Genomic DNA, 10,353 nt, shown 5'->3' with positions numbered 1-10,353 from the left:
CAAGACTGAATAGATACTTGTGTTTGATTCTTCCAGAACTATCTCTGTATCCTTCTACAACATAAACATAATCAATGTTTTGAGCTGAACGTACAATTTTTAGGAACATGGAATAATTATACAGAATAATAAGGATAAAAGTCAATATAAAATTAGATAAAAATCAAAAAAAGTTATACAACAAAAATTAAAAATAAAAAACTGAATCAAGTAAAATCAAGGGTTTACAAGTGCAATTTGCCAAAATTTGACCCTAAGTTGATAAACTCAGGATAAATATATTTTAAAAGTCTAAAGCATTTGTAACAATATGAAATACTTCTTTTGCCCAATTGATTGCCTTATCAGCATCTTCAAGAGTGTACTCTTCTGAAGGAATCCAATCTATCAGTCCATAAAAAGAGAGTTCTCTTTCTTTTCTTAGAGTTTTTGAAATAGTTTTTAATTTTTCTATATTCCCTTTTACTATTTCTGGAAAAATTTCTATATTTTGTTCAATATACTTTGTTACATCATGAACTTTTGGAACATCAAGCCCGAAAGCAATCATTAGACCTTTTAACAAAAGCTCTACAACTTCTTGAGATTCTCTTACTACATCTGCATAAGCTTCTTCATTTTTCAAAAATTCAAGCATTTTGATTCTCTTTTCAGCTCTAAAAATATAGTCTTTCACAAGTCTATTTTTATTCATTTTATTATCCAGTAAGTCATACCTTTAAATTCTTTTTCAATAATTTCTTTGTTTTGTTTTTTTTTATCAATCATTTTAATTAGTTCTCCTACTATGTTTTCATCATCATAAAGGACTTTATGGTCTTTTAAAATTCCAACGCAAAAAGGAAAATATTCGCTTAATTCTTTTTGCGTTAAAATTATAGGTGAAAGAAAGTAATTTTCAAACTCATACCCAACTTTTTCATAGAAATCTAAAATTCTCTGTCTTTTACTTTCAATTGAGTCTTTTAAAATTAAGAGTAAATCAATATCAGAGGATTGAGAAAAATCTCCTCGGGCTGCTGAGCCAAAAAGCACAATTGCTATAAGATTTTCTTTGTATAAAACCTTTATCTTCTCAATAAGCTCTGACAATTTATTCGTTAACTTTATGTAAAAATAAGTTTTCATTATTTTCTTAGCCTTATCTTATCAAGCTTTTTAATAATCCGTCAAGGTAAAAGGTCTGCATTACCACATCATACAATAAATTTGAATTACAGCAAAATGTAAAATAAAATTCGGCTTCGCCTAAGAGTGACAATTTGAGGGTCATTCTGAGCCAAAGGTGAAGAATCCCTTCCGAATGTTGTCATTCTGAGGGAGCGTAAGCAACCGAATAATCTCATCCTATTAAAAAGAAGAGACCCTTCGGCTTTGCCTCAGGGTGACAAGAAAAGATGACAAAGCCTTAATGTAATGGGTGACAATCATTTTTAACTCTTGTAATAAAAATTTATTTCAGCATCCTTTAACATTGGAAGTTTCGAATCCTTCGGAGATAAAATAGGGGCTACAGCAGTCCAGGTAATATTAACTTCAGGGTCATTCCAAATTATTCCTCGATCAAGGGCAGGGTCATATTCTTCTGTGCATTTATAGATTATTTCAGAATCCTCTAATGCAACAAATCCGTGAGCAAACCCCGGTGGAATCCAGAGCATGTATTTATTCTCCTCACTCAGCTCCACTCCTACCCATTTACCATACCAAGGAGAACCTTTTCTTATGTCCACTGCAACATCCCAAATTTTGCCTTTTATACATCTTACAAGCTTTCCCTGTGCCTTTGGATTTAGTTGGTAGTGTAGTCCTCGTAGAACTCCTTTTTTAGATTTTGAGTGATTATCCTGCACAAAAGTATAGTTTATTCCAGCTTCTATAAAATATGATGCCTTATAAGTCTCCATAAAAAATCCTCGTTCATCCTGAAAAATCTTAGGTTCTATAAGAATTACATCTGGAATATCAAGCTTTATAAATTCAAAGGTCATGGAATTAATTACTCATCAGCTAATTTTATCAGATACCTGCCATAATCAGTTTTACTTAATGGTTTTGCAAGCCTTAAAAGGACTTCTCTGTCAATCCAGCCATTTCTGTAAGCTATCTCCTCAATACATCCTATCATAAGCCCTGTTTTCTTCTCTATTGTTGCAACAAACTCACCAGCCTCAAGAAAACTGTCATGAGTTCCTGTATCAAACCATGCAAAACCTCTTCCAAGAAGTTTTATTCTGAGATTGCCTTCTTTTAAATACTCTTCATTTACAGAGGTTATTTCATATTCACCTCTGTGAGATGGTTTAATTTTCTTTGTCTTTTCAAATACCGTTTTATCATAAAAATAAAGCCCAACAACAGCATAATTACTTTTTGGATTCTTTGGCTTTTCCTTAATAGAGATTACATTTCCCTGTGAATCAAACTCTGCTATACCAAATCTTTGAGGGTCTGGGACACAGTATCCAAATATGTATGCTCCTTTGTTTTTTTCAACATCTTTTTTGACTTCTTTAAGAATCTCTGGAAGTCCATGTCCAAAAAATAAATTATCCCCAAGAACTAAACATACACTGTCTTCCTGAACAACTGATTCTGTCACCATAAGCCCATGTGCAAGGCCCTTTGGTTTATTTTGTATAACATAGCTTATTGAAATTCCTAAGTGAGAGCCATCCTGAAGAAGCTTTTTAAAACTATCTAAATCTTCAGGATTTACAACCATAACAATATCCCTTATTCCTGCGAGCATAACAAGACTTAAGGGATAATAAATCATTGGTTTATTGTAAATTGGAAGAAGATGCTTATTTACAACCTGTGTTGTAGGATAAAGCCTTGTTCCAGAGCCTCCTGCTAAAATGACTGTTTTCATAATAAAACCTCATTTTTTAGATTGAATTTTAAAATTTTACTATCAAAAATGCTGAAAAAGCAATAAATCCTGAATTTTCAGATAGAAAAAATTGAATTTTCGCTTATATGTTATTCCGAGGAGCTCGATGTCCAGAGATGTTGTTCTGAGGCGAAGCAGGAGGAATTCAGCCCGATTATGGGAAAAGGAGGAGATTCTTCGCCTTCGGCTCAGAATGACAGGGAAATATACTCACAATGATACCTCTTTTTGTCACCCTGCAAGGAAGAGTTCTACCTCTCTATGCTCGGGAAATATGCTCACAATAATACCTCTTTTTGTCGCCCTGAGGGACGAAGGGTCTCATTCCTTTTTTCCCTCCTCTTGTCACCCTGAGGCAAAGCCGAAGGGTCTCATAAAAAAGAATAAGATTCTTCGGGCTAAAGCCCTCAGAATGACAGCATTCGGAGGGGATTCTTCACTACGCTATCGCTTCGTTCAGAATGACTCTTTTATTGTCACCCTGAGGCAAAGCCGAAGGAAATTGTCATTCCGAGGAGTTCAATACTCCGAGGAATCTCTCATTATTCGTTGGATATGGGGAAAAAGGAGAGGATTCTTCGGTCGCTTACGCTCCCTCAGAATGACCAAATAATCAGGAATGACAAAATCAGAATTTTTTATCAGCAAATTAAAGCAAATTATTTGAATTTTTCATTACCCTTTTAATATACTTTTTTATGCTTTATCTTTTGGTGGCTTTTTTAATGGCTTTTTTGGCTTGTTATTTTCTTATCAAAAATGCTAACGAGGCTTGTCTTGACTGCAACGAAGGAGTTCAAAAATTCCATCAATGGAATGCGATAAGAATTGGAGGATTATCCATAATTTTATCTCTATTTGCTACTTCTGGAGCTTTCTTTATTGGTAAAAAAGATTTTACTTCTTTACACTTTTACTTTATCCTATCCACTTTACCTGTTTTTGTGGGAGGATTTTTAGAGGATTTAACTAAAAAAGTAGGACCAAAGCAAAGACTTATTGGAGGGATAGTTTCTGGACTTCTTGCTTACTTTCTTTTAGATACCCATCTTAATAGAGTTGACATACCGGGTTTTGACTGGATACTTTCTAATTTTTTATTGTTTTCCATTATCTTTACATCTTTTGCTTTGGCAGGAGTTTCAAATGCATTAAACATTATAGATGGATTTAATGGGCTTGCTTGTGGTGTCTCTATCATGGTTTTCTTAGCATACTCTTATGTTTCCTACTTGGTGGGAGATTATTTCTTGCTTTATACAAGTCTCACAATAGTTGGAGCCTTGATTGGTTTTTTCTTCTGGAATTTTCCATTTGGATATATTTTTCTTGGAGATGGTGGAGCATATCTTTTAGGCTTTCTTGCAGGTCTTACAGGAGTTCTGCTTGTTGAAAGAAATCAACAAGTTTCTGCATGGTTTCCCTTTCTTCTTTTAATCTATCCTATTTATGAGACTTTATTTTCAATTGCAAGGAGAAAATTTTTAAAGTCATACTCTCCTTTTGAGCCAGATTCGATTCATTTTCATACACTAATTTATAGAAGATTGATAAAATCGCATCTTGTTAATAAACTTCCTGCTTTTTTACTTAACTCTCTTACTTCACCATATTTATGGTTTATGCAAATTCTTTGCACAATTCCTGCAGTGCTTTTCTGGGATAATACTTACCTTTTGATGATATTCAGCGCCCTCTTCGCAATTTTTTACACATGGATTTATTTTAGGATAATCAGGTTTAGAACGCCGATTTTCATGGCATTACCTGTGAGGATTTTAGAAAGGTTAGACAAATCTAAATGACCATTTTTTACCCTTTTTTTGATATCGCTTTCATCTTGACAACCCATAAATATAGGAACCAAAAAGGATAATCTTATTAGGCATTGCCGTGTTGACTATCCGCCTTACAATTTCATCTATGGTTGTTTGATCTATTTTAGATTTCCTCACTATCTGCCTCTCTTGAGAGAATTGCAAAGCGCATGACTACCTCATTATTTCTCCTTTAGATTCCTTATCTAAAAAATAAGCGGTAATTACAAAACCATAACTTCTCAAAAAGTTTCTTTACAAGATCATCTTTGTTTATTTTTAAATAATTCGCAATATCTTTTAAAATCTGGCTCAATGTTCCTATCTTTAAAGGTGTATGATCTGGAATAGTGATGTGATGAGGTTCATTTTTAATGAAGCTTGTAAGCCGTATATGACTTCCTGTCTTTCGTGTTATCTCCATATCCAAATTTTTTTAGAAGATTAGCCAGTTCCCTTCCTGAGATGTCTCTCGGTATTTTAGGCATAGCTGAAAACTTCCTCTTTTACCATATGCAGCCTTATTACCTTTGGAATATCATCTTCTTCATCAAAGTGACATCTCAGGGCATCTTTGATATTTCTTTTTACCTCTTCCAATGTCTCACCTTGAGTGAATATAGGAAACTCAAGAGCATGGGCAGTATATCCGCCTTCGATATCCTCTTCCAAGATAAAAATTATCTCTTTTCGAGTAGACATTTTAAAATACCTCCTCTTATCTTGTACTACCTTTTCTCTCTTATTATACCATCATCACAGATTATAAAATGTACTGCACCCCATTTTTGTGGACACTTTTTAGGGTTTTAATTTGTAAAGGTCTATGAAACATTTTTTTCTTTCAATGTGATATTTTAATTCAATTTCTTCTCTTTAACTTATCTGATCCAAAAACTCCTAAACTACTTTATTCTTAAAGAAATACAGTTTTATATTGAAACAACTTCTTCAAGTTGTAATGGATTTTACAGAAGAAATCTCGCACTCAGCTTTGGTAATCTCAAGCTTAATATTCTAGAGATAGAAAGTTATGATGAAGGATTAAATTATTTCAATGATTTGGTAGAATTTGTAAAGACATACAATTAATATGTTAGAGAGGAATCTTTTTATTCAGCTATCAAATTTGCATGATGAATGGATGGAAAAACCAAACAGCAAATTAGCAGGAGCCTCATATGAATTAAAGCAGAGCTTTATATTGAAACTTGAAATAGAAAAAATTAATGAGGTTGTTTTATAATGATTTAGACAATTTTAAAGAGAAGCCTCGGTTTTTCATAGAATTTTATAACTTTGTTTCCTATGTCAAGAGGTTCTCCTGCTTCAACGTAACCATATCTTGTTTCTGGTTTTGTGGGTTTTATTCCAAAGGTTACTATGTATCCTTTATTAGCCAAGGTTGCTGATTTTTTTATGTATTGTACAAACTCATCTGACGGTTCTATTATATAGTCAGATGGTGTTACGAAAATTGTTTCGTTTGTGGGTGTGTTTTGGGTATCAGTTAGGTATTTAACTGCCAAAGCTATTGCTGGTGCAGTGTTTTATCCAACAGGCTTATTTATAATGTTTACATCTTTCTCTGATATATTTATTTCTTTCAATTGGTTTTTTTATGGGAAAAATATAGTCTTTGTTAGATACAACTACTATATCTCTAAGGCTGTTTACTATCTTTGTTAACCTTTCTAAAGTTTTTTGAAAGAGAGACTTTTCATCTGCTATTTTGAGAAATTGTTTTGGTAGGTTTTTTCTTGACAATGTGAATAATCTTGTACCGCTTCCTCCAGCAAGAATTATTGCTTTCATCTTTACCTCCTGTAATTTTATATCTCATTTTTAATAAACTTTAACAGAACGTATTAACATTTTAATAGCTCTTTGTAAATTTCAATCATTCTATCTGTAATTGCATTTATATCAAATTCCTTTAATCTCTCTAATGCGTTTTTTTGAAATCTACTATACAGCCCTTTGTCTGAAAGAATTTTGTTTATTGCTTCTGCTAAGGATTTAGGGTCACTTGGAGGAACAACCAAACCTGTTTCATTATGTCTATTAACATAGCTCATTCCAGAACCAAATACATTTGTTGTAACCAAAGGTTTTCCAAAGTACAATGCCTCAACTAAAACAAGACCAAAAGCCTCGTTTCTACTTATCGATGGCAAACAGAATAAATCACAGTTTTTTAAAAAAATAGATACATCATCAACTCTACCAAGCAATTTAACTTTGTGGTTCAAACCTAATTTACTTATCTTCTCTTTTAAATCATTAAATAAAGGACCACCCCCTACTATTAAAACTAAAACATCATCCTTTAAGAACCTTGATGCTTCTATCAAATGTTCAAAGCCTTTGTATTCAACAAGCCTTCCTATTGAGAGCACTATCTTTTTATTGTTAATTTCTAAATTTAATCTTCTAAATTCAGCTGTATTATCTGGATTAATTTCAAGTCTTTTAAAATTTAAACCCAATGGAATTACAGTAGTTTTATTTTTAAAATCTTTTAGTTGTTTAGATGTTTCTAAATATTGTGACGATGTAGCTATAATTTTCGTTGCTCTTTCTAACACTTTTCTTTGTATTGGTCTATAAAATTGATAGAGTATTTTCTGTTTAACAATGTCTGAGTGCCAGTGTATGATTGTTTTAATATCGGTAGTCAAAGATAAAATTTCTGCCAATGGATTAGGAGCATGAACATGAATTATATCGTAATTTTTTGCTAATTGTTTAAATTTTTTTACATAATCATAAGATAATGGAGCAGAATTTAGTATAAGGTTAGTCTTACAGGGAATAAATTTAAATCCGTTATAAGATGATTCTCCTGTGTAATTATAAAAACAAATCAGGTCAGCTTTAATTCCTTTAGAGTTTAGGGCTTCAAGCAAATCGAATGAAAAAATTTCTATGCCCCCCTCTTTTGATGGACAAAATTTACCAAGGTGTAATACTTTCATGTGCATAATTTCCTATTTTAATTGATTATATAGATTTATAAACTGTTCAGCAGTTACTTGCCAACTGAATTGTTCTTTTAACTTTAAATGAAAGTTTTTAGAAATTTCTTCTAATGAGATAAATCCTTCTTCAATATCCCTTAAAATCTTTAAAAAATCTTCCTTACTATCTGCTACTAAAATGTGTTTCCCTGGTTGCAGATATTCCGAAAGGGGTTCGAAGTCAAAAGAATTACATATAACTGGCATACCTATTGCGCCAGCATCAAATATTTTGGTCCTGTATCCACTTCCAACTACTGTATAGGATAAGAAAATTTTGCTTTTAGCTAGCTCAAAGTCTAACTTGCTTCTGTCCTCAATAAAACCTTTTAAATATACCTTTTTCTCATTTAAAATTTTTTCATCTCTTTTAAAAAATTGACAAACCTTACCATAAATATTTAAAACAAAACTGGTATTTTTATATATCTTGAACCAAACTTCATCTAAAAACCGTCTTAAAGATAAAACATTTTGAATCTGACCACTCGCAGCCAGACTAATAGAATTTTCTTTATCCACAGATTTAAGATATAAATTTTCTTTAATGTCAACTCCATCCATTATACACATGAATCTATTTTCTGGACTAATACCATAATTCAAAGATATTGATATGGCTTTTTTCATATCCGTTTTTGTAAAGAAAATCGTCTTCTCAAAAAAACTCCAAACCTTGACTTCAAAACTTTCAGTTTTTTTGAGTTGCCAACTGGCAATGATTCTTGCTATTGGATTATTATTAACTTGAAAATAAGTTTTAATCTGTTCTGAAACGATGTCATGAATTCTTATTATTATTGGTATATTTGGAAAGTTTTTTTTAAGCTCGATTCCGTATGGTGCCATATGCGGAGTATGTATCTGTATAATATCTGGACTTAATTTCTTGGTTAGTTCAACAATAAAATCTTTATACCTTATGTCCCAATATTTTCTGATTTTAAAAGGTTCTGCTTCAAAAAAGTTTAAAAGAATTTTATGGTACTTATCTCTTGTATCTAATATATAGGGGTATACATTTAATCCTATTTCATTCAAGTGCTCTAAATCTTCTTTACTTATACTTAATGTAGGGAAAGACACATGAACATCAGCGTACTTGCGAAGTGAAATGAGTGTAAAATAATAACTAGTTCTCCCGTAAAACCACCAGGGATATGGTGTTTGAGATAAAATAAAAAGAATCTTCATTTTAATCACCTCTCTTTGATATAACTTAGAATGCTTAATAAAATTCCAATATATATAATATCACCTGTATAGGGATTCAAGACACCTCCAGTTACTATACTAGAAGGATAAAAATGTAATACTAGAATAAGTGCCAAAACATAAATATTTCTTATTCCATTTTTTATCACTCTTTTATACCATAATAATGACAAAGAAGCAATTAATGCTGTGATCATTAACCATAAACAGGTAGAACATACAGACTCTCACCAACAACCCCAAACGCAACAGACCATGATTCATCAAATCCAAAAATTTCATATGTTATAGTAGCAGTAACTGAGTATGGCTTACTTGGGAATAAATCCCTAGGTATGTAAGAAATTAATGGAAAAATTATATATTCTAAATGGATGCTCGGGCCTAATTTTGCTATAGTAATACAGCTTCCAGCAATATAATCAAAACGTTGAGATAAAACAGATAAAAAATGTCCCTGATAACTTCTGATTATTACACTATAATAATAGTAGAAGGTGAAAATAATAAGTATTATTACTCCCACTAATACATATTCACGTATATATCCTTTGGAAAATCTTCTTATAAGGTGGCCTGCAGTTAAGAAATTATATTTAATAAATAATATAAAAAATATAGAGGAAATTAAAAATCCTCTTGTACCTGTCATTATCCCATACAAAATCCAAACCACCAGAATATAAATAAATATAAATGTTAAAAAAATATTTCGTTTTCCTTTAAAGGAAAACAAATATACTAAAAAAGATACAAGAAAGATATCTGCAAATTTTTTTAATAAAACAACATACCCATGCTCCAAGTTATATCTTAGTTGTAAAACATTTTTATTAAATTCGGAAATGTCAAAATCTTTTAAAATAAAAAGTAAATAAAGTGTAAGAAAAATACAAAGCGAAAGAATTTCAAGCTTGTTCAGTCTAAAAAAGTAATTATTACTAAATTTCAAGTTAGAATATTTAAAAAACACCAAAAAAATAAATAGCATAATATTAAAAAAAGCATATCCTATAAAATTCAAACTTTGATGATAGTAGAAATCGAAATAATCTAAATATCCTGCTAAATAGCTTGCTTGAAATGAAATATACAATTCTTTGGAAAAGAGAGGTAGAATGTGGAAAATTAAAGGAAGTATTTGAAAAAAAACAAATATATTTAGAGGGGAAAACAAATTTTCCTTAATACCATATTTTATAAATATTATTAAAATAGAACAAAATAAAATTATCCATGAAATTAGATATAATAATTTTTCTTCCATAATTTCAACTCAATATATAATTTACTGTACTGCACCCCAATTTTGTGGACACTTTTTAGTGTTTCAATTTGTAGAGGTCTATGCAATATTTCTTTCCCTTTCAATGTAGTATTTTAACTCAAATTCTTCAGGAGATAA

General features: G+C 31.2%; 12 protein-coding genes. 1 reads left to right on the top strand and 11 read right to left on the bottom strand.

The annotated features are described in order from the left end of the window. Positions 1–283: 283 nt before the first annotated feature. From QI155_RS03785 to rfbA, 4 genes are all read right to left on the bottom strand, one after another. Positions 284–694, bottom strand: coding sequence for a HEPN domain-containing protein (locus tag QI155_RS03785; RefSeq protein WP_068861151.1), 411 nt, complete (start codon positions 692–694; stop codon positions 284–286). After that, positions 691–1,128 carry a nucleotidyltransferase domain-containing protein gene (locus QI155_RS03780; protein ID WP_281321134.1) on the bottom strand — a complete coding sequence of 146 codons (438 nt, stop codon included), beginning with the start codon at positions 1,126–1,128 and terminating at the stop codon, positions 691–693. Before QI155_RS03780 ends, QI155_RS03785 begins: the two co-directional genes overlap by 4 nt. A 305-nt stretch (positions 1,129–1,433) precedes the next feature. Beyond that, positions 1,434–1,991, bottom strand: a complete 558-nt coding sequence (gene rfbC, locus QI155_RS03775) for a dTDP-4-dehydrorhamnose 3,5-epimerase (RefSeq protein WP_068861153.1) — start codon at positions 1,989–1,991, stop codon at positions 1,434–1,436. A gap of 8 nt (positions 1,992–1,999) precedes the next feature. Then, positions 2,000–2,875 (bottom strand): glucose-1-phosphate thymidylyltransferase RfbA, encoded by an 876-nt coding sequence (gene rfbA, locus QI155_RS03770; RefSeq protein ID WP_068861154.1) that lies wholly within the window; start codon positions 2,873–2,875, stop codon positions 2,000–2,002. A 746-nt stretch (positions 2,876–3,621) separates the two neighbouring features. Here rfbA and QI155_RS03765 point away from each other — a divergent pair. Continuing rightward, entirely contained in the window at positions 3,622–4,701 is a 1,080-nt protein-coding gene (locus QI155_RS03765; RefSeq protein WP_281321133.1) for a glycosyltransferase, read from the top strand. 214 nt (positions 4,702–4,915) lie between these two features. On the opposite strand, the gene QI155_RS11050 is transcribed toward QI155_RS03765, so the two are convergent. The 7 genes from QI155_RS11050 to QI155_RS03735 all read right to left on the bottom strand — a co-directional run bounded on the left by QI155_RS11050 (position 4,916) and on the right by QI155_RS03735 (position 10,215). Beyond that, entirely contained in the window at positions 4,916–5,137 is a 222-nt protein-coding gene (locus QI155_RS11050) for a type II toxin-antitoxin system HicA family toxin (RefSeq protein WP_348650817.1), read from the bottom strand. A 56-nt stretch (positions 5,138–5,193) separates the two neighbouring features. Beyond that, complete coding sequence (locus tag QI155_RS03760) at positions 5,194–5,415, bottom strand: type II toxin-antitoxin system HicB family antitoxin (protein ID WP_068861156.1); 222 nt, start codon at positions 5,413–5,415, stop codon at positions 5,194–5,196. A 548-nt stretch (positions 5,416–5,963) separates the two neighbouring features. Next, positions 5,964–6,242: a sugar phosphate nucleotidyltransferase gene (locus tag QI155_RS03755; RefSeq protein ID WP_068861157.1), complete on the bottom strand. Its 279-nt coding sequence runs from the start codon at positions 6,240–6,242 to the stop codon at positions 5,964–5,966. Between the two features lie 34 nt (positions 6,243–6,276). Next, on the bottom strand, positions 6,277–6,528 hold the full coding sequence (locus QI155_RS03750; protein ID WP_068861158.1) for a sugar phosphate nucleotidyltransferase: 252 nt from the start codon (positions 6,526–6,528) through the stop codon (positions 6,277–6,279). Positions 6,529–6,581: 53 nt separating this feature from the next. Then, positions 6,582–7,691 carry a glycosyltransferase gene (locus tag QI155_RS03745; RefSeq protein ID WP_068861159.1) on the bottom strand — a complete coding sequence of 370 codons (1,110 nt, stop codon included), beginning with the start codon at positions 7,689–7,691 and terminating at the stop codon, positions 6,582–6,584. A gap of 12 nt (positions 7,692–7,703) precedes the next feature. Then, entirely contained in the window at positions 7,704–8,927 is a 1,224-nt protein-coding gene (locus QI155_RS03740) for a glycosyltransferase (RefSeq protein ID WP_068861160.1), read from the bottom strand. A 217-nt stretch (positions 8,928–9,144) separates the two neighbouring features. Then, entirely contained in the window at positions 9,145–10,215 is a 1,071-nt protein-coding gene (locus tag QI155_RS03735) for an O-antigen polymerase (RefSeq protein ID WP_281321132.1), read from the bottom strand. Positions 10,216–10,353 lie beyond the last annotated feature (138 nt).

This window comes from Thermodesulfovibrio sp. 1176 (genome assembly GCF_029946585.1).
Classification (GTDB): Bacteria; Nitrospirota; Thermodesulfovibrionia; order Thermodesulfovibrionales; family Thermodesulfovibrionaceae; genus Thermodesulfovibrio.
This window is presented reverse-complemented; position numbering and strand designations above follow the sequence as displayed.